The sequence below is a fragment of the Gallaecimonas zhanjiangensis genome, assembly GCF_057624825.1.
In genome coordinates this window covers 3754832-3772963 of the sequence record NZ_CM172603.1, presented here as the reverse complement: position 1 = coordinate 3772963, position 18132 = coordinate 3754832, and the positions used below count along the sequence as shown (strand labels likewise).

Genomic DNA, 18132 nt, shown 5'->3' with positions numbered 1-18132 from the left:
GATAAATGCGGTGTTTCGTATATTGTACTTTTGTTGTGAAGTTGTATGAAAGGTGCTGGTTGTGGAAATACCCAAGGATGCCCCCTCTCTTAGAAAATGGACTTTGCTTGGCGGTATTGGTGCCGTATTGGTGCTGGCTGTCGTTATCGTTGTATCCCTGCGCTCGTCTTTCGGAGCCATCTTCCACGAGAAAAACGATGCCCTGGTTTTCAAAACCGTGGTGCGGGGGGACTTTGTCGAACAAGTCCCGGCTTATGGCACCTTAAAATCCGATGTGCGCCGCAGTGTGGTCAGCAAGGTGTCCGGCACCGTCACCCAGATCATCAAGTTGGCTGGTGAGCCGGTCAAAAAAGACGACGTCATCGTCGTGCTTACCAATCCGCAGCTCAATCAAGAAGTGCGCAAAGCCGAGCTGAGCCTCAAAGATGCCGAGGCGGCCTTGCAACAAACCAAGGCGGAAATTGCCGACAATCACCTCGAGCTGCAAAACACTTATGTGATTAACCAGTCCGATGCCAAGGCGCAGTTGGCTCAGCTGACGGCCAGGGAAAAACTGGCCAAGCTCAACATCATCTCCAAGCTGGAGTTGATGCAATACCAGGCCACCTACGACAAAGCCGTGCTGGCCGAGAAGCTGGCCAAAAAGCGCCTCGATGCTGCCGCTTCTGCTGAGCAAGCCAAGCTGGCCTCAGCCGCTATCAAGGCTCAATCGGCCCAGCAGGCGCTGGATAACGCCAAACTCAACGAATCCTACCTTGCCATTCGCCCCGGCCTTAACGGCCGCATTCAGAGCCTAGCCACCAATGTGGAGCTGGGCACCTGGATTGAGCAGGGCACCAGCCTTGGCATCGTCGCCGACCCGGACAGCCTTATCGCCCAGTTACAGGTCAGCACCAGCGACGCTGCCAAGGTTAAGGCCGGCGACAGCGCCCTTATCAATATTAACGGCAGCCAGGTGAGCGCTTTGGTGACTAGGGTTGCCCCCAATGCCAGCAATGGCCAGGTACAGGTGGATGTGCGCTTTGACGCGCCGCTGCCTGGTGGCGCCCGCTCCGATATGGACGTGCGCGGCACCATTACCACTTACAAGATGCAGGACCAGTTGCTGGTGCCGCGCCCGCCTTATTATCGGGACGGCGACGAGCTGGCCATCTACAAACAAAAGCCCTCGGGAGAGTGGGTATTGGCGAGAGTGCCGGTAAACCGGGCATCGCGAGATTTTTTGAGTGTGAGCAAGGGGTTTGCAGTGGGTGACAAGGTCGTCATGAACAACCCCAAAGACTGGCAACCTTAAGGACAAAAAATGAGTGAAGCATTACTGGCGGTAAAGGGACTTAGCAAGGTATTCAACGCCGACAAGGTGCCGGTGCAAGCCCTCAAGGGGCTGTCGTTTGCCATCAACGAAGGGGAGTTTGTGGCCATTACCGGTAAGTCCGGCTGTGGTAAATCGACCTTACTTTCTATTTTGGGGCTTCTTGATGAAGCCAGCGATGGCGACTACCACCTCTGTGGTCAGCCAATTCGCCAGCTCTCTGCCTTTCAAAAGGCCGCCCTTCGTAACCGCAATATCGGTTGGGTGTTTCAAAACTTCAACTTGGTCAATGATATGACCGTGATGGAGAACATCGTGCTGCCGCTGCGTTACAACAAGGCGGTGGCCAAATCCCAATACCGTACGCTGGCCCAACAGGTGCTTGAGCAGGTTGGCCTAAGCGACAAAATCGACAGTTACCCCGAGCAGCTCTCCGGTGGCCAGCAACAACGGGTGGCCATTGCCAGAGCTCTGGTCACCAAGCCCGATATCCTGCTGGCCGACGAGCCCACCGGCAACCTGGATTCTGCCTCGGAAGAAGCCATCTTCAACCTCTTTGAGCAGCTCAACGGCGAAGGCGTCACCATCCTGTTGGTCACCCACTCCCAGAAGCTGGCGGACAAATGCGCCCGGGTCCTGCACATCCAGGACGGCGAATTAGTCACCGAGCACTGAGGGAGCGGCCATGTTTTTTGCAATCGCTTATGGCTTTCGCCAGTGGAAGGCCCACCTTGCCCAGTACCTGCTGCTCTTAGTGGGTTTTACCCTTTTTGCCATGCTGCTCAGTATCAACCTGGCTACCGCGCCTTCGCTGTTTAGCGCCGTGCCTCAGTGGGTGAGCAATACCAGTTCGCAGTACGTGACCATCGGCCTTCGCAGCCCCAAGGACACCCTGCTTGGGGTGGGTAGTGAGGTGCTGGACCAGGCAGCCAAGGCGCCGGGGATCCTCAAAATGGTCAAAGTCGGGCAGACCCCCGGTGCTTTTCGCATCGACGATAAGAGTTTTAAAGAAGATATCGGCTTTGTTGACGCCGATTTCTTTAGCACCCTTGGCATCAAGGGCATTGATGCGAAAGCGGCGGACTTTGATAATCAGGCCTATGTCAGCCGCGCCTTTGAGCGCCAGTGGGGCCAGGGCAGTCTGCTGGGCAAAACCCTTATCGCTAAAGCGTCGGGCAAGGGGCTGCATATTGCCGGTTACCTTCCTGATGCCATCGCCGCTGATAAAAAAATCGGCGGCGCGCTCTGGGTGTCGGCCAATAACCTGGCCGCGTTTTTCGAGATAGGTTTGCCTCCAACCATGTCGGCCGAGCAAATCGCTTTGATTAAAAAGCAGCTGGTTGCCAAGGTACCCTTCTACTACGGGGTGGCGGTGGTCAAAGAGGGTTTTGAGCCGGCCGATTTGCAGCGTCTTCTTAACGAGGAAGACGAGCAGAAGCAGGAAGGAGGTGTCAGCCTCTCCTCCAACCTCGACAACATGAAGAAATACGTGCTGCCCGGGGTGAACTTTGCACCCAGCGAGCAAAGCCAGATGCGCAAGCAGTGGTGGGTGATCCTGGTACTGAGCCTGATGTTCGGCCTTATCAACGTGCTGAACCTGTTAAGCCACGGCATTAACCAGTTTTTGCGGCGCCAAGGGGAGTTTGCTACCCGCATAGCGGTGGGCGCCAACGCCCAGCAACTGGCTCGGCAAGTGTTTTTAGAGCAGTTACCGCTCTTGGTGCCGGCCTTGCTGCTGGGCTGGCTAGCGGCGGCGGGCCTGGCGCTTTATAGCCATGCCCATGCACTGTGGCCGCTGCCGGTGAGCTTTGGTGCCACGGTGCTGGCGCTGGTGGTTGCCACCTTGGTGGCGGCCATGGCCGTTGCCATCAGTACCAGCCTGCCGCTACTGGCGTTGCTGCGAAAAAGCCAGTTCAGCCGCAGTAAAAGTCAGGATGCCAGCCCGGCCCAGCGCCAGCTGAGCCGCCTTAACCTGGGGGCGCAGCTGTGCTTTGCCGGGCTGTCTCTGCTGCTGGCCTTTGCCATGCTCCATACCCAATGGCAAGTACATCGGCAAGAACAGTTCGGGGTGGGGCTCGATACCTTTAAGCTCCACGCCAGTGACGACAATGATGCCGCTCACCCCTTGAATGTGCCATCACTGCTGGTGATGGCCGAGCGCGGTGACGTTGCCATCACCAAAGGCGGCTTTGTGTCGCCCATCAGTTTTCCGTCCAAAACCGCTGTCGCGGCAGCGGATTTTAAAAAGGACAGCCCCAACATCAACACCCTGGCGGTGTCGGGCAGCTTCTTTTCCGTTATCAAGGCCAAGATGCTGGCCGGTGGCCAGCCTAATCGTCAGGGCGTGGTGCTGAACGCCTCGGCGGCGCAGATCCTGGGCCTGCCCTTGGATGAAAGCAGCATCGGCCAGACCCTGTTCATGGAAAAGGGCGACACCCTCGGCTTTGAGAAAAACCAGGCGATTCATGTTGATGGCATCATCGATGACCTGCCGCATCTGGGTGTGCTCAATAAGCACCAACCGATGATCTACGGCCTGCTCGATAACCTCGACAAGGCCGACGCGCTGAGCTTTATCGTGCAGCGGGAGGCTGAGCCGGCTCTGGTGCAGCAGCTCAAGCGCTTTAATCAGGACAATGGTGAGCTGTGGACCCTGACCCCCACCGGCAGCGTCAAAGAGGCGCTCGCCAAACTCAACGTCGCCATGGATAACATGGTGCTGCTGGCCATGGTGCTAGGTGGCCTGGTGAGCCTGCTGAGCATTTCAAGCCTCTATAACCAGCTTGAAGCGCAGCTTCGGATGCGTAAACGCAAGTTTGGGGTGATGTTGGCGGTTGGTGCCCGGTTCCACCACTTGCTGGGGCTGTTAAGCCTGGAGTTGCTGGCGGTAGCGATGGCGGCCTTTGTGGTGGTGGCGGCCCTGGTGTGGCGCCTCAATGATCGTTTGGCCCTGAGCCTTAATGCCGACCTTGCCAGCCTGGATGTGGTAGCGCTGACCTTGGTGCTATTGCTGGCGGTGCTGGCCTTTTGTAGCCTTTGGGCGCTGCGGCGCTCATTAAAAAGGCCGATAAGGGAACTGCTGTAAAAAAGCCCGGCTGATGCCGGGCTTTTTTATGGGGCTAACTTTCTGGGTCGGCGGTGGTGCAGCGGCCAAAAAGGGCCGGGTATTGCTGGTTGGGGACATTGCTGTGGTTGTCTTTCCAAACGTTGATTTTAAAGCCCGGTTTGGCGCAATTGGCGGCGCTGTCCACCCCCACGGCGTAGCCGAAGGTATTGTCGTTTAGGGTGTTGTCTTGGAAGGTGTTGTCCGCGCTCATGGAGTTGTCCCAGCAGATCAGTGGGTTGCGGGTGCGGATGGCGCAGGTCAGGTAAATGCCGGCCTGCTTGTTGTTGTTGATGGTGTTGTCTTCAAAGACATTGCGATAGGAGTTGGACAGGTAGGCGCCGTGGGAGCCGTTATCCACCAGCTGGTTGTTGCTGATGTAGCTGTCTTCTAAGTTCTCGGCGGTGATGGCGGCGGCCACGTTGTGGCTGACGCTATTGCCACGCATCACCACAAAACGGGTACTGTTAAAGGATACCCCGTCCCACATCGCGCCGGTGATGCGGTTTTGCTCGATGCGCACATTGCTGCTTTGGCGCTCGGTCAGCAAACAGGCGCTGCGGCAACGGTCGAGGGTGAGGTTTCGAAACACGATTTGCTCGCCGCGGCGCACAATCACCACGCTGTTGCTCAAATAGGGCAGGGCCGGCATGAATTCCTTGGCGCTGTGGTTGCCGGTCAGCTTGAGGTTCTCAATCACCACATTGCGGATGGCGGCCTGGGGCTCGGGGTGTTGGTAATCGCCAATAACCAGTACCGGCTGCTCTACGTCATCGCGCATCAATATGTGGCTGGCATCGCCGGCGCCGCTCAAAGTGACATTGCTGCGGCTGATGTGCAGCAGGCCGTCGATGTGGTAGGTGCCGGCTTGCAAGCACAGGGTCTGGGGGGAGTTGTCCTTAGGCAGGGCATCAATGGCGGCCTGGATGGATTGGCCGGGCGCCACGTTTTGGTTGCAGGCTTGGGCCAGCGGCGCGGCAAGGGCCAAACTGGCCCATAAAAAAACGGCTTTTCGCATACTGCCTCCTTGGAAAGCGGCCGATAAAAGGCCCCGCTTGGGGCCTGTCTTGGTAACCTGTTGTTATATCTTACTGCGCCCGGCGGGCACAGCAGGCGCGGCGTAACAGAGTATCGCTTTGCCGGCGCGCCGCCCTTGCGGCGAAATGGCGGCGCCATTGACACAACATGGTAAGGACAACGCCATGAACATAGACCATCTTGACCACCTGGTACTGACCGTGGCCGACATCGACGCCAGCTGCGCCTTTTATCAGGACATTCTGGGCTTTGAGGTGGTGACCTTTGGTCAGGGGCGAAAGGCGCTGGCTTTTGGCAACCAGAAGATAAACCTGCACCAGGTGGGCCGCGAGTTCGAGCCCAAGGCCCTTAACCCCACCGCCGGTGCTGGCGATCTGTGTTTTATCGCCACCACTGCGCTTACCGAGGTGGTGGCTGAGCTTAATGCCAAGGGTGTTGCCATTGCAGAAGGCCCGGTGCCCCGCACCGGCGCCGCCGGCCCCATTCTCTCGGTTTATATCCGCGACCCGGACCACAACCTCATCGAGATAGCCAACCTGGCCCCATAAAAAAGCCCCGCTGGCGGGGCTTATTGGTCGGAGAGTTGTTCTTTTACGAGCTGGAACAGTTCCCGGAAGTACTTGGGCGGCTTGTTGGCGGCCTTTTCTTTTAATGCCAGCCGTAGGGTCTGGCGAAGACGCTGGATGTCCACCCCGGGGTATTCGTCGATAAAGGCCTGCACCGCGTCATTGCCCTGGCTCATAAAGCGGTCGCGCCATTGCTCGGCCACATGCAGCTTTACCGTCTCCTTGGCATGCAGGTTCTTGATTTTATTCAAAGCCTCGATAATAGGCTCCTGCTCTGCCTGGCGCACCAGCTTGGCCACAAACTGGCGTTGGCGACGAAAGCCTTCGTGCTTGTTGCGTATTTTGTTGGCCAGGGTAATGGCGGCGCGCAGGTCGTCGTCCAGGGGGATTTTGTCCAGCTGGGCGGGGGCGAGCTCCATCAGCTCCTTGCCCAGATCCGCGGCCTCGTTGGCTTCGCGTTTGAGCTCGGACTTACTGATGTAAATGATTTCTTCGTCGTCGTCTTTGGGTTGCATGAATAAGGCGCGTTGGCAAATTTCCCCTATGATAGCAGTTTGCTCGGCGCCTCCGTAGCTGCCTGTCTGTGTTATGCTCGGCAGCATTAGCCGAGAACAGTTGAGGTTGCGGTGAGCAACATTATCCAGGATATGAAAGCGGTCGAGGCCCTGGTGGCCCAGGGCCTGGAACATGCCAGGAAAATCGGCGTCAGCGGCGCCGAAATGGCCATCAGCCGCCAGGCCGGGCTCAGTGTCTCTACCCGCCTTGGGGAAGTGGAGAACATCGAGTTCAACAAGGACGGCGCGCTGGGGGTTACGGTGTATCGTGGCAAGGCCAAAGGCTCTGCCTCTACCTCCGACCTGCGGGTGGAAGCCATCCGCGAAGCAGTGGAAGCGGCCGACCGTATCGCCAAGCTCACCTCCGAGGATGACGCCAACGGCATGGCCGATGCTGACACCCTGGCCTTTGACTACCCCGACCTCGACCTCTACCACCCACAAGATATCGACCCCGAGCAGGCCATTGCCTTGGCCCAGTGCTGCGAAAGAGCGGCCCTGGACAGTGACCCGCGCATCGTCAATTCCGATGGCGCCAGCTTTGCCAGCCACGCCGGTTTTAAGGTGTACGGCAACACCCACGGCATGATTGGCAGCTACCCGTCCAGCCGCCATAGCCTTTCTTGCGTGGTGATCGCCAAAGACGGCGAGCAGATGGAGCGCGACTACGACTACGCCATCGCCCGCCGCCTGGGCGAGCTGGACGACGCCGCCCTGGTGGGCCGCAACGCCGCCAAAAACACCCTGGCGCGCCTTGGTGCCAAGAAGCTTGGCACCATGCAGGTGCCGGTGCTGTTCCAGGCCGATGTAGCCACCGGCCTGTGGGGGCACCTGGTGTCTGCCATCAGCGGCGGCAGCCTGTATCGGCGCTCAAGCTTCTTGCTCGATAGCCTTGGCAACCAAATTCTGCCCGATTTTGTTGAAATCCTTGAAGATCCCCACGTCAAAGGGGCGCTGGCCTCCACCCCCTTTGACAGCGAAGGGGTGCGTACCGTCAAGCGCAACATCATCGAAAGCGGGGTCTTGCAAACCTACCTGCTGACCAGTTACTCAGGCCGGCGCCTTGGCATGCAGACCACCGGCCACGCCGGCGGCATCCACAACTGGTATGTCAAAGGCAACGGCGACGATTTTGACGCCATGGTCAAACGCTTGGGCCGCGGCCTTATCGTCACCGAGCTGATGGGCCAGGGCATCAACATGGTGACCGGCGATTATTCCCGTGGCGCCGGTGGCTTTTGGGTGGAGAACGGCGAGATTCAGTATCCCGTCTCCGAAATAACCATCGCCGGCAACCTCAAGGACATGTTCATGGGGATGCAGGCCATCGGCTCGGACACCGAACGCCGGGGCGGCATTTACACCGGATCGGTGCTGATTGACCGGATGACGGTGGCAGGCGATTAAAAAAAGCCCGGCGATTGCCGGGCTTTTTTATGTCATCAGCAGGGTCGCCGAGCCCAGAAAGGCAAAGAGCCCCACCACATCGGTGACGGTGGTCAGCACCACGCCACCGGCAAGAGCCGGGTCGATACTGAATTTCTTCATCACCAGGGGCACCGTAACCCCGGCCGCGGCAGCGGCAATGAGGTTGATGCCCATGGCAAAGGCGATGATCCCCGACAGCTCCCAGTCCTGCTTCCAAATACCGACAATAAGGGCAATCAGGCCGGCCCAGATCAATCCGTTCAAAAGCCCGATGGCCATCTCCTTGGTAAACAGGAACCGCGAGTTCTGGGTGCCGATATGGCCAAGGGCCATGCCGCGAATAACCAAGGTCAGGGTTTGCGAGCCGGCAATGCCGCCCATGGACGGCACTATGGTCATCAGCACCGCCAGGGTGGCGAGCTTGGCCAGGGTGTCTTCAAAGAGGTTGGATACCGCCGCCGCGGCGAGGGCGGTCAGCAGGTTGATGCCCAGCCAGATGGTGCGCTTTTGGGTGGATTTGAGTACCGGCGCGAAGGTGTCTTCTTCGTCATCGAGACCGGCCATGCTCATCATCGAGTGGCTGGCGTCTTCGCGGATGATGTCTACCACGTCATCGACGGTGATCCGGCCCAAAAGATGGCCGTCGTCGTCCACCACCGGCGCCGAGTACCAGTCGTAACGGGCAAAGAGCTGGGCCACCTCGGTCTCGGGCATGTTGTAATGCACCGGCTCCGGCTCGTGGTCCATCACTTCCTTGACCTTGTCGGTGGGGCTGGCGGTAACCAGCACCGACAGCGGCACTTCGCCCACCAGTTTGTCGGCCTTGTTCACCACATAAAGGCTGTCGGTGCCCTTGGGCAGCTCGCCCTTGCGGCGCAGGTAACGCATCACCACGTCGACCGTGACATCAGGGCGCAGGGTGATGGTATCGGTGTTCATGATGGCGCCGGCGGTGTCGTCGGCGTAGGACAGCACCTGCTCCAGGCGGGAGCGGTCCTGGGCGTCCATGGCCTTGAGCACCTTGCGGTACACCTCGTCGGGCAGGCCGCGCAGCACGTAGGCGAGATCGTCGGTTTCCATGCCCTCGGTGGCGGCGGCCACCTTGTCGGCATCCATCAACTTGAGGATGCCGCGCTGCACGTCTTCAGACAGCTCGTCGAGGATGTCCCCTTCCTGATCCGGGTCTACCAGCTGCCACAGCGACAAACGGGCCTTGGAGGGGCTGGATTCCAGAAGGTGGGCGACGTCGGCCGGGTCCATGGCGTGAAGCAGTTCCCGGGCGCGCACGAACTTTCCCCTGGCCAGCAGGGTACTGATCTGTTCAAAGGCGGGCGGGGACTTGTCTTCGGCCATAGGGTTCCATCTGCCAGGCGGGACTTGCTAAACAGTGTAACCCAGTTGAAGTGAATTATTTATGAGAATGAAGTGCTTAGCTGTTACTGCTCTTCATCGAAACCGGCGTCGATAAGGGCGCTGGCGGCATTGAGGGCGGCCTCGGCATCGGGGCCTTCACAGTGCAGGGTCACGGGTTGGCCCTGGTGGCCTTCCAACAGCAGCAGGCCCAGCACCGAATCGGCGTTGGCTTCGCGGCCCTTGGCTTCCAAGAGGATACTGGCATCAAATTGCTGGCTGAGTTTCACCAACTGGGTGGCAGCCCGGGCATGAAGCCCCAGCTTGTTTTTAAGGATAAGGGTGCGGCTTAAGCGGCTCATCAGCCTTTCATGTCCCGGTGCTTGCGCTGTACGTCCCGGCCCCGGCTTTCAAAGCGCTCGGCCAGTTGCTCGGCGATAAATACCGAGCGGTGCTGGCCACCGGTGCAGCCCACCGCCACTGTCACATAAGCGCGGTTGTTGCGCTCCAGCTGCGGCAGCCAGCTCTCGAGGAGGTTATCCAGCTGCATCACCACCCGCGCCACTTCTGCTTCGCTGGCAAAGAAGTCCTTCACCGGTTGGTCTTTGCCGGTCAGGGGCTTGAGCTCGGGGATCCAATGGGGATTGGGTAAAAAGCGCACGTCAAAGACGTAGTCGGCATCCTTGGGCAGGCCGTGTTTGAAGCCGAAGGACTCGAACACCAGCATCAAGGGGCCTTCTTTTTTACCCAAAATGCGCTCGCGCACCAGGTCGGCCAACTGGTGGATGGAGATATCCGAGGTGTCGATGCGAAGGTCGGCAATGTCTGCCAGCGGCATCAGGCGGCGGCGTTCCAACTCCAGGGCGTCTTCCAGGCTGCGGTTCTGGTGGCGAGACAACGGATGCAGGCGGCGGGTCTCGGAGAAGCGGCGCAGCAGCACTTGCTGGTCGGCATCGAGATAGAGCACGGTGCGGTTGATGTTGTCCGGCAGCCAGTCCAGCTCCTGGGCCAGGGCCTCTTCAGCCTCGGGCAGGTTGCGGATATCAATGCTCACCGCCACCTTGCGCACATCTTCTTTCAATGTTTCCAGCAAGGCCGGCAGCAGGTTCAGCGGCAGGTTGTCGACGCAGTAATAGCCCAAGTCCTCAAGTACCTTGAGGGCCACGGACTTGCCTGCACCCGAGGTGCCGCTGACGATAACCAGGTTCATGCGGCCGCGCCGTCGGTGCCGGTAAGGATGTGGTACACCTCGCTGTCGTCGCTGGCGGTGCGCAGCCGTTTGAGGGTGTCCTTGTCGGAGAGCCTCTTGGCGATGGCAGCCAGGGTCGACAGGTGGGCCTGGCATTGGTCGCTCGGCACCAACAGCGCAAACAGCAGGTCGACCGGCTGGTTGTCGATGGCGTCAAAGTCGATGGGCTGGCTGAGCCTGGCCACCACTGCCACGACGGTGTCGGTGTCCTGCATGCGGCCATGGGGCAGGGCAATACCATTGCCAATGCCGGTTGAGCCCAGGCGTTCCCGGGCCAACATGGCATCAAAGGCCGCATGGGCGTTGATCTGGGGGCACTGGCGAGCAGCGATTTCGCCAATCACTTCCAGTACCCTTTTTTTAGACAAGCCCGGAGCCAGGGTGACCACGGCGTCCGGGCGAAGCAGATTATTCAGATCCATTTAGTGTTGGTTGAGCTTTTCTTTGTGCTTAATGATCTGCCGATCGAGCTTGTCGATCAAGCCATCAATGGCGGCATACATGTTTTCATGCTCGCTGGAGGCGTGAACCTCGCCACCACTGACGTGTAATTTGGCTTCGGCTATCTGCCGAATTTTCTCCACATTCAGCACCACGTGGACATTGCTGATGTGGTCAAAGTGCCTTTCCAGCTTGGCGAACTTGTCGGAGACATAGTTGCGCAGCGGTTCGGTGATCTCGATATGGTGGCCAGTGAGATTGATTTGCATAGTCTCATCCTTATATGCCAGCCCTATAACAGGCTCTTACGTTGATTCGAGGGCGGTATGTTCAGCGCTTCGCGGTATTTGGCGATGGTGCGTCTGGCAACCTGTATGCCCTGCTCGGCCAACAGCTCCACCATTTTGCTGTCGCTCAATGGCTTCGCGGTGCTTTCCTCTGCAACCAGCTTCTTGATAAAGGCGCGGATCGCGGTGGAAGAACATTCCCCGCCATCGTCGGTAGCGACGTGGCTGGAGAAGAAATACTTGAGCTCGAAAATCCCTCTTGGCGTGTGCAAGTACTTCTGGGTGGTGACCCGGGATATGGTGGACTCGTGCATATCCACGGCTTCGGCGATGTCATTGAGCACCATGGGTTTCATGTACTCTTCGCCATATTCAAAGAACCCTTGTTGAAACTGTACTATGCAGCGGGCCACTTTCAACAAGGTCTCGTTCCGTGACTCCAGGCTCTTAAGGAACCATTTGGCTTCCTGGAGGTGGGAGCGAATAAACTGGCTGTCCGACGGGTTGCGGGCATGGCGGCTCATGGCCGCGTATTGCTGGTTTATCTTCACCCTCGGCATGGCGTCGGGGTTCAGCTCCACCACCCAGCGCCCACTTTTCTTGCTCACCGACAGATCCGGTATCACGTACTGGGGCTCTTCACTTGAGACCACCGAGCCCGGCCTTGGGTTCAATCCCTGAATAAGGCGCAGCGCTTCGCGCAGCTCGTCTTCCTTGAGCTTGGTAACCCGCATCAGGGTGCGGTAATCGCGGTTGCCAAGCAAATCGATGTGTTCGGTGATAAGAATGCGCGCCTCGGCCAGCCAGGGAGTCTGGGCGGCAAACTGGGCCAACTGGATAAGCAGGCACTCTTTGAGGTCGCGGGCGGCAACGCCGATGGGGTCAAAATGCTGGATGCGTTTTAGCACCGCCTGCACTTCGTCCAGTTCCAGATCGTCAATGGCGAGGCTCTCAAGGATCTCCTCGCAGCTTTGGCGCAGATAGCCGTCAGGGTCGATGGCATCGATGATGGCAACAGCAATGGCCTGGTCGGTATCGCTAAATGGGGTCAGGCGCATCTGCCACAGCAGGTGCTGCTGAATATCGTCAACGGTTTCGCCCTGATAGAGGCTGTCGTCGTCCACGCTGACCGCGCCGCTGCTGGCGCCGGTGCTGGCGGAATAGACCTCATCCCAGCTGGCGTCCATAGGCAAGTCTTCGTCGAGCTTACGCTCTTCCATGACATCGGAGGTATCGGGTTCGCCCTGGGGGTCGTCGAAATCGTCTTGGCTGGCGGCTTCGTGCTCTTCGGCCGGTTCGTCGGACGATTGGCTGGAGGTCTCGTCGAAATCCTCATCGAGGCCTTCTTCGAGCAAAGGGTTGGCATCCAGAGCGGCCTGAATTTCCTGCTGGAGTTCCAAAGACGACAATTGCAGCAGGCGGATGGCCTGTTGCAACTGCGGCGTCATGGTCAGTTGCTGTCCTATGCGTAATTGCAGGCTCGGCTTCAACACGGGTGCGATATCCCTCCGGGTGACGTACCTGGCGTCACCTCTTTAGTCACTATAGTTGGAACTGCTCGCCCAGATAGACGTCCCGGACCTGCTTGTTGGCCAGGATCTCCTTGGGGGACCCGCTGGCGATCAGCTCTCCATGGCTGACGATATAGGCATGTTCACAAACCGACAAGGTTTCCCGCACGTTGTGGTCGGTGATCAGCACCCCGAGGCCACGGTCTCGCAGGTGCTCGATGATCTTTTTGATGTCGATAACGGAAATGGGGTCTACCCCGGCAAAGGGCTCGTCCAGCAGGATAAAGGCCGGGTCGGCCGCCAGGGCGCGGGCTATTTCCACCCGGCGCCGCTCGCCGCCGGAGAGGCTGGCACCCAGGCTGTCGCGCAGGTGGCTGATGTGAAACTCGTCCAGCAGCGCTTCCAGGGCGTCTTCGCGGCCAATCTTGTTGAGATCCTTGCGCCGCTCCAGCACCGCCATGATGTTGTCGTGGACGCTTAGCTTTCTGAAGATACTGGCTTCCTGGGGCAGGTAGCCGATACCGGCGCGAGCCCTTACATGCATGGGCTCGAGGGACAAATCGCGCTCGTCGATGGTAATGCGGCCCTTATCGGCCAGCACCAGGCCCACCACCATGTAGAAGGTGGTGGTCTTGCCGGCGCCGTTAGGGCCCAACAGGCCGACGATTTGACCGGTGCTGACGGTCAGGCTGACGTCCTTGACCACCTGGCGGCGTTTATAACTCTTGGCGAGATGCTCGGCCTTCAATAACGCCATTAATGACCCTCCTGGGCATTATTGTGCTCGCTGGGGTCTTCTGGCTGCTCAGGCTCGGTGGGGATCGCCGGGATAGCATCAGGCTCGTTGTTAGTCGCCGCGTTTTTACTTGGCTCGAAAATGGTGGTGACCCTGCCTTGCTCATCGTCGGCGGTGGCCATCAGGCGTTGGTTGGCCAGGTCGTACTTGATGGTGTCGCCCTTGGCCAAGCTGCCGTTCTGCTCGATTTGCGCAGCGCCGGTCATAACCACCAGCCGCTTGTTGTCGTAATAACGGATCTCTTTGGCCTGGGCCTTGACCCAGGTGCCATCGTTGAGCTTCTGGCGGAAGGTGACCGGGTTGCCGGTGGCGGTAAAGATGCGCTCAGGCCCGGAGGCGTTTACCTCTAAGCGATCGGCTGTGATGGTCAGGGAGCCTTGGGTGATCTTTACATCGTGCTCATAGACGATGATTTTCTTCAGGCCGTCGGCATAGTTCTTACTGGAACTAATAGCGATTTTCTCACCGAAATCGCCGTCCGAGGCCATGGCCTGCAACGGCAGAAGCAGGGCGAGCAGGACGCTACTGATGATCTTTGAGCTGTTCATATTCGGTACTAACCTGACTTTTGAGGCGGACTTGCTGCCCGTCCAGCATGGCATCCAGACCCACACCTTTGGTTGTGTATCCCGGTCCGACAATGACCACCGGGGCATCGGTATTCATGGTTTTGGAATCAAGGTCCAGTTCCAGATTATCCGTATCTACCCGCGTTATCGGCGCATCTTTGATAAGGCTCTGGATAATAACATTGTTTTGCAGGTCAACCAGCCGCTGAGCGGTCACTTTTGCCTTATCGGCAGTGATCCGCCAGGGACTGCGCTTGTCCTGGTCGTAAAGTTCGAACTTCGGCTCGGTCAGCCAGGTCTCCTGGCGAAGGCCGTAGTGGGCCATGGATTGGGCGTTGACCTGCATGCTGAGCTGGCCCTTTTCATCAAATTGGCGCACCTGCAGATCTTCGGCGATGCCGTCGGGCTGGTCAGCTCTAAGTGCTTGATTATCTGTGGTCTGTTCCACTTTGCCGTCGGGCCAGAACACCAGCGCCAGGGTGGCGGCAAACAGCAGCAGGATAAACACAAAGGCGCGGCTCACAGGCTGGCCCCCTTGGGCGTCAAGCTGTGGCCTTGGCTTTGCAGCAGCAGGTCGCAAAGCTCACGGACCGCGCCTTCGCCACCCTTGATGCGGGTTACATAATTTGCCGCTTCGGCCACCAAGGGGTGGGCATCGGCCACGGCAACGCCAAGGCCGCAGGCTTCGATAAGGGCCAAATCGGGAATGTCGTCACCGATGTAGGCGACTTCGGCGGGGGTTAAAGCCAGCTGTTGCAGCAGTTCATTAAAGGCGATGCGTTTATCCTCCTGCCCCTGGTAGATGTGCGGTACGCCAAGGGCCTTGAACCTGTTCTCGACGATGCGGCTATTGCGGCCGGTAATGACCGCCACTTCGACGCCAGCGCTGCGCAGGGCCTTGACCCCGAAGCCGTCACGGGTGTGAAAGGTTTTCAGTTCCTCTCCATTGTTGCCCATGTAGATGCGCCCGTCGGAAAAAACACCGTCAATATCGCAGACCAGCAGTTTAACGGCCGCAAATCTGGCCCAGGTGTCGGGGGCGATGGGCCCGTAAAGCGTATTGTGCATCGGTCAGAGTACCCCTGCGCGCATGAGATCTTGAGTATTGAGTGCGCCTACCGGCTTGTGGTTCCCGTCCACCACGAACAGGCCGTTGATTTTACGCTCTTCCATCAGGTGCAGCGCCTCGGCGGCCAGCATCTGCGGGTTGACGGTAATGCCGCCGCGGGTCATCACCTCGCTGATAACGGCGGTGCGAACGTCCTTGCCGGCATCCAGCACCCGGCGCAGGTCGCCGTCGGTAAAGAGCCCGGCCAACTTGCCATCTTTGTCCACCACGGCAGTCATGCCCAGGCCCTTTTGGGTCATCTCCAGCAAGGCGTCCTTGAGCAGAATGTCTTCGGTAACCACCGGCACCCCGTCGCCGCTGTGCATCACATCTTCGATGCGCAGCAACAGGCGTTTACCCAGGCTGCCGCCAGGGTGGGACAGGGCAAAATCGTCGGCGGTAAAGCCGCGGGCGTTAAGGAGCGCTACCGCCACCGCATCGCCCATGGCCAAGGCCGCTGTGGTGGAGGCGGTAGGGGCCAGATTCAAGGGGCAGGCTTCTTTTTCCACCGCCACGTTCAGGTGTACATCCGCCAGGCGCGCCAGGGTGGAGCCGGGTTTGCCGGTCATGGCAATCAGCGGCACGCCCATGCGTTTGAATACCGGCAGCAAGGTGGTGACCTCTTGGGTTTCCCCGGAATTGGACAGCGCCACCACCACGTCTTGCTCGGTGATCATGCCCAAGTCGCCATGGGAAGCCTCGCCGGGATGAACAAAAAAGGCCGGGGTGCCGGTGGATGCCAGGGTGGCGGCCATTTTTTTGCCGATGTGACCGGATTTCCCCATTCCTGTCACTATTACCTTGCCTTTGCAGTCGAATAATTGCTGGCATGCGCGGTCAAAATCGTCGCCCAAGTGCTGGTAGAGCCCTTCGATCGCCTCTTTTTCGATTTCGAGAACATGGCGGCCAAAGCGGGAAAATTCGGGTTTCACAGGGGCACTCCTTGATGCTGGGTGGCGCGATTATAAAAAAGGCGGCCGCCGATAGCGATAAAAGCAACCTTCCGGGGCTGATTGTGACAAACAAATGGCATCATGATTAAGGGCACAAGAAAAAAATGAACGTGCATTCAGTGCTGTGTAAATGGCCCCTAGCCCTTATCCCACGGGAGGTTCACTGGCAATTCAGTTGTTGCTCATTATCCTTTTAGAACGTTTTGTTGCATTTATTGGCATTGCTTTGCCGTCCTCACCCCTTGTTAAAATGCCCACGCTACGGATTTCAGGACATCATTGATGAGCGTCAACCGCCCCCTTGTGGACATCAAAAACATGACCTTTCGTCGTGGTGACAGGGTCATCTACGACGATATCAGCCTGACCATTCCGGTGGGCAAGGTCACGGCCATCATGGGGCCCAGCGGTATCGGTAAAACCACTCTACTGCGCTTGATTGGTGGGCAACTGCGCCCTGACCAGGGGCAAATCCTCTTTGACAGCCAGAACGTGCATAGCCTGTCACGTAACCAGCTGTTTCATTTGCGTAAACGCATGAGCATGCTGTTTCAGAGCGGCGCCCTTTTTACCGACATGACGGTGTTCGACAACGTGGCGTTTCCGCTGCGCGAGCACACCGAGCTGCCCGAATCGCTGATCCGCAAAGTGGTGCTGATGAAGCTCGAAGCGGTGGGGCTGCGTGGTGCGCACAGCTTGATGCCGGGGGAGCTTTCTGGCGGTATGGCGCGCCGCGCCGCCCTGGCCCGGGCTATTGCCCTGGACCCGGACATGATCATGTACGACGAGCCCTTTGCCGGCCAAGACCCTATCTCCATGGGGGTTATCGTGAACCTTATCCGCCGCCTCAATGACGCCCTGGGGCTGACCTCGGTGGTGGTGTCCCACGATGTGGACGAGGTGTTGTCCATCGCCGATTACGTTTACGTGGTGGCAGACCGCAAGGTGATTGGCCAGGGCACCCCCGAGCAGCTTCGCCAAAGCGATTCGCCCCAGCTCAAACAATTTTTGCGCGGCGAGCCCGACGGCCCGGTGCGTTTTCATTATCCGGCGCCTGACTATCAGCAGGATTTGAAAGGAGAGGCTGTCGATGTTTGATGCCATTGCCAACCTGGGCCGTATCGGGCTGGCGTTTACCTCCGGCATGGGCCGCGCCCTGCTGATGATCCTCTCGGCCGTGGCCTGCTTGCCACGGCTGAAAAGCATTGGCCTGTTGGTCAAACAGCTTTACGTGGTGGGGGTGCAATCCCTGCTCATTATCATTGTTTCCGGTCTTTTTATCGGTATGGTGCTTGGCCTGCAGGGCTACACCATCCTGGTGGATTACGGCGCCGAGGCCTCCCTTGGGCCCATGGTGGCGCTGAGTATTCTTAGAGAGCTGGGCCCGGTGGTAACCGCGCTGCTGTTTGCCGGCCGCGCCGGTTCGGCGCTGACCGCCGAAATTGGCCTGATGAAGGCAACCGAACAGCTCTCAAGCCTGGAGATGATGGCCGTTGACCCGCTCAAGCGGGTGATAGCGCCACGTTTTTGGGCCGGGGTTATCGCCATGCCGCTGCTTTCGGCGATCTTCTGCACCGTCGGTATCTGGGGCGGCAAGCTTGTTGGAGTGAACTGGCTGGGGCTGGACGCCGGGACCTACTGGTCGGTGATGCAGTCGGCGGTGGATATCTCTGATGACATCCTCAACGGCTTTATCAAGAGTCTGGTGTTTGCCCTGGTGGTGACCTGGATCGCCGTGTTCAACGGTTATGACGCGACCCCCAACTCGGAAGGGATCAGCAAGGCCACCACCCAAACCGTGGTGCACTCATCGCTGGCGGTGCTGGGGCTGGACTTTATTTTGACGGCATTGATGTTTGGAAACTAA

20 protein-coding genes are annotated in these 18132 nt (G+C 58.7%); 7 read left to right on the top strand and 13 right to left on the bottom strand.

Features of this window, described 5'->3' with window-relative positions; all coding sequences use genetic code 11:
* Positions 1–61: 61 nt before the first annotated feature.
* From AC22G1_RS17865 to AC22G1_RS17855, 3 genes are read left to right on the top strand one after another with little or no spacing between them, the layout of a single operon-like run.
* Positions 62–1294, top strand: coding sequence for an efflux RND transporter periplasmic adaptor subunit (locus tag AC22G1_RS17865; protein WP_487314550.1), 1233 nt, complete (start codon positions 62–64; stop codon positions 1292–1294).
* A gap of 9 nt (positions 1295–1303) precedes the next feature.
* A complete protein-coding gene (locus AC22G1_RS17860) occupies positions 1304–1987 on the top strand; it encodes an ABC transporter ATP-binding protein (protein WP_487314549.1) in 684 nt (227 codons plus the stop codon).
* Between the two features lie 10 nt (positions 1988–1997).
* Positions 1998–4397 (top strand): ABC transporter permease, encoded by a 2400-nt coding sequence (locus tag AC22G1_RS17855; protein ID WP_487314548.1) that lies wholly within the window; start codon positions 1998–2000, stop codon positions 4395–4397.
* 34 nt (positions 4398–4431) lie between these two features.
* Here the strand turns inward: AC22G1_RS17855 and AC22G1_RS17850 are convergent, their stop codons facing one another.
* Positions 4432–5433 carry a right-handed parallel beta-helix repeat-containing protein gene (locus AC22G1_RS17850; RefSeq protein ID WP_487314547.1) on the bottom strand — a complete coding sequence of 334 codons (1002 nt, stop codon included), beginning with the start codon at positions 5431–5433 and terminating at the stop codon, positions 4432–4434.
* Positions 5434–5617: 184 nt separating this feature from the next.
* On the opposite strand from AC22G1_RS17850, the gene AC22G1_RS17845 reads away from it, so the two are divergent.
* Positions 5618–6001 (top strand): VOC family protein, encoded by a 384-nt coding sequence (locus AC22G1_RS17845; protein ID WP_487314546.1) that lies wholly within the window; start codon positions 5618–5620, stop codon positions 5999–6001.
* Between the two features lie 20 nt (positions 6002–6021).
* On the opposite strand, the gene yjgA is transcribed toward AC22G1_RS17845, so the two are convergent.
* A complete protein-coding gene (gene yjgA, locus AC22G1_RS17840) occupies positions 6022–6534 on the bottom strand; it encodes a ribosome biogenesis factor YjgA (RefSeq protein ID WP_487314545.1) in 513 nt (170 codons plus the stop codon).
* A 132-nt stretch (positions 6535–6666) separates the two neighbouring features.
* Here yjgA and pmbA point away from each other — a divergent pair, with 132 nt between their 5' ends.
* The gene (gene pmbA, locus AC22G1_RS17835) at positions 6667–7980 is read left to right on the top strand and encodes a metalloprotease PmbA (RefSeq protein WP_487316749.1); all 1314 of its coding nucleotides are present in this window, start codon (positions 6667–6669) and stop codon (positions 7978–7980) included.
* Between the two features lie 27 nt (positions 7981–8007).
* Here the strand turns inward: pmbA and mgtE are convergent, their stop codons facing one another.
* From mgtE to AC22G1_RS17780, 11 genes are all read right to left on the bottom strand, one after another.
* Entirely contained in the window at positions 8008–9354 is a 1347-nt protein-coding gene (mgtE, locus tag AC22G1_RS17830) for a magnesium transporter (RefSeq protein ID WP_487314544.1), read from the bottom strand.
* 83 nt (positions 9355–9437) lie between these two features.
* Complete coding sequence (locus AC22G1_RS17825) at positions 9438–9713, bottom strand: HPr family phosphocarrier protein (protein WP_050659065.1); 276 nt, start codon at positions 9711–9713, stop codon at positions 9438–9440.
* Positions 9713–10561 carry an RNase adapter RapZ gene (rapZ, locus tag AC22G1_RS17820; RefSeq protein WP_487314543.1) on the bottom strand — a complete coding sequence of 283 codons (849 nt, stop codon included), beginning with the start codon at positions 10559–10561 and terminating at the stop codon, positions 9713–9715. The genes AC22G1_RS17825 and rapZ overlap by 1 nt, the downstream gene beginning before the upstream one ends.
* Entirely contained in the window at positions 10558–11022 is a 465-nt protein-coding gene (ptsN, locus tag AC22G1_RS17815; protein ID WP_050659067.1) for a PTS IIA-like nitrogen regulatory protein PtsN, read from the bottom strand. The genes rapZ and ptsN overlap by 4 nt, the downstream gene beginning before the upstream one ends.
* Complete coding sequence (gene hpf / locus AC22G1_RS17810; protein ID WP_050659068.1) at positions 11023–11310, bottom strand: ribosome hibernation promoting factor; 288 nt, start codon at positions 11308–11310, stop codon at positions 11023–11025.
* Between the two features lie 23 nt (positions 11311–11333).
* Positions 11334–12818: an RNA polymerase factor sigma-54 gene (locus tag AC22G1_RS17805; RefSeq protein WP_487316748.1), complete on the bottom strand. Its 1485-nt coding sequence runs from the start codon at positions 12816–12818 to the stop codon at positions 11334–11336.
* 52 nt (positions 12819–12870) lie between these two features.
* Positions 12871–13596: an LPS export ABC transporter ATP-binding protein gene (lptB, locus tag AC22G1_RS17800; protein WP_487314542.1), complete on the bottom strand. Its 726-nt coding sequence runs from the start codon at positions 13594–13596 to the stop codon at positions 12871–12873.
* Entirely contained in the window at positions 13596–14183 is a 588-nt protein-coding gene (gene lptA / locus AC22G1_RS17795; RefSeq protein WP_487314541.1) for a lipopolysaccharide transport periplasmic protein LptA, read from the bottom strand. The genes lptB and lptA overlap by 1 nt, the downstream gene beginning before the upstream one ends.
* Positions 14158–14727 (bottom strand): LPS export ABC transporter periplasmic protein LptC, encoded by a 570-nt coding sequence (lptC, locus tag AC22G1_RS17790; protein ID WP_487314540.1) that lies wholly within the window; start codon positions 14725–14727, stop codon positions 14158–14160. The genes lptA and lptC overlap by 26 nt, the downstream gene beginning before the upstream one ends.
* Positions 14724–15272, bottom strand: coding sequence for a 3-deoxy-manno-octulosonate-8-phosphatase KdsC (kdsC, locus tag AC22G1_RS17785; RefSeq protein ID WP_487314539.1), 549 nt, complete (start codon positions 15270–15272; stop codon positions 14724–14726). Before kdsC ends, lptC begins: the two co-directional genes overlap by 4 nt.
* A gap of 3 nt (positions 15273–15275) precedes the next feature.
* A complete protein-coding gene (locus AC22G1_RS17780) occupies positions 15276–16244 on the bottom strand; it encodes a KpsF/GutQ family sugar-phosphate isomerase (RefSeq protein ID WP_487314538.1) in 969 nt (322 codons plus the stop codon).
* Between the two features lie 303 nt (positions 16245–16547).
* On the opposite strand from AC22G1_RS17780, the gene mlaF reads away from it, so the two are divergent.
* Complete coding sequence (gene mlaF / locus AC22G1_RS17775; protein WP_050659074.1) at positions 16548–17363, top strand: phospholipid ABC transporter ATP-binding protein MlaF; 816 nt, start codon at positions 16548–16550, stop codon at positions 17361–17363.
* The gene (gene mlaE, locus AC22G1_RS17770) at positions 17356–18132 is read left to right on the top strand and encodes a lipid asymmetry maintenance ABC transporter permease subunit MlaE (RefSeq protein WP_487314537.1); all 777 of its coding nucleotides are present in this window, start codon (positions 17356–17358) and stop codon (positions 18130–18132) included. The genes mlaF and mlaE overlap by 8 nt, the downstream gene beginning before the upstream one ends.

Bases quoted from the DNA above. Each gene is read 5' to 3' on its own strand.
- AC22G1_RS17860 (WP_487314549.1), top strand. From the start codon at position 1,304: ATGAGTGAAGCATTACTGGCGGTAAAGGGACTTAGCAAGGTATTCAAC.
- AC22G1_RS17855 (WP_487314548.1), top strand. From the start codon at position 1,998: ATGTTTTTTGCAATCGCTTATGGCTTTCGCCAGTGGAAGGCCCACCTT.
- AC22G1_RS17850 (WP_487314547.1), bottom strand. From the start codon at position 5,433: ATGCGAAAAGCCGTTTTTTTATGGGCCAGTTTGGCCCTTGCCGCGCCG.
- AC22G1_RS17845 (WP_487314546.1), top strand. From the start codon at position 5,618: ATGAACATAGACCATCTTGACCACCTGGTACTGACCGTGGCCGACATC.
- yjgA (WP_487314545.1), bottom strand. From the start codon at position 6,534: ATGCAACCCAAAGACGACGACGAAGAAATCATTTACATCAGTAAGTCC.
- pmbA (WP_487316749.1), top strand. From the start codon at position 6,667: ATGAAAGCGGTCGAGGCCCTGGTGGCCCAGGGCCTGGAACATGCCAGG.
- mgtE (WP_487314544.1), bottom strand. From the start codon at position 9,354: ATGGCCGAAGACAAGTCCCCGCCCGCCTTTGAACAGATCAGTACCCTG.
- AC22G1_RS17825 (WP_050659065.1), bottom strand. From the start codon at position 9,713: ATGAGCCGCTTAAGCCGCACCCTTATCCTTAAAAACAAGCTGGGGCTT.
- rapZ (WP_487314543.1), bottom strand. From the start codon at position 10,561: ATGAACCTGGTTATCGTCAGCGGCACCTCGGGTGCAGGCAAGTCCGTG.
- ptsN (WP_050659067.1), bottom strand. From the start codon at position 11,022: ATGGATCTGAATAATCTGCTTCGCCCGGACGCCGTGGTCACCCTGGCT.
- hpf (WP_050659068.1), bottom strand. From the start codon at position 11,310: ATGCAAATCAATCTCACTGGCCACCATATCGAGATCACCGAACCGCTG.
- lptB (WP_487314542.1), bottom strand. From the start codon at position 13,596: ATGGCGTTATTGAAGGCCGAGCATCTCGCCAAGAGTTATAAACGCCGC.
- lptA (WP_487314541.1), bottom strand. From the start codon at position 14,183: ATGAACAGCTCAAAGATCATCAGTAGCGTCCTGCTCGCCCTGCTTCTG.
- kdsC (WP_487314539.1), bottom strand. From the start codon at position 15,272: ATGCACAATACGCTTTACGGGCCCATCGCCCCCGACACCTGGGCCAGA.
- mlaF (WP_050659074.1), top strand. From the start codon at position 16,548: ATGAGCGTCAACCGCCCCCTTGTGGACATCAAAAACATGACCTTTCGT.
- mlaE (WP_487314537.1), top strand. From the start codon at position 17,356: ATGTTTGATGCCATTGCCAACCTGGGCCGTATCGGGCTGGCGTTTACC.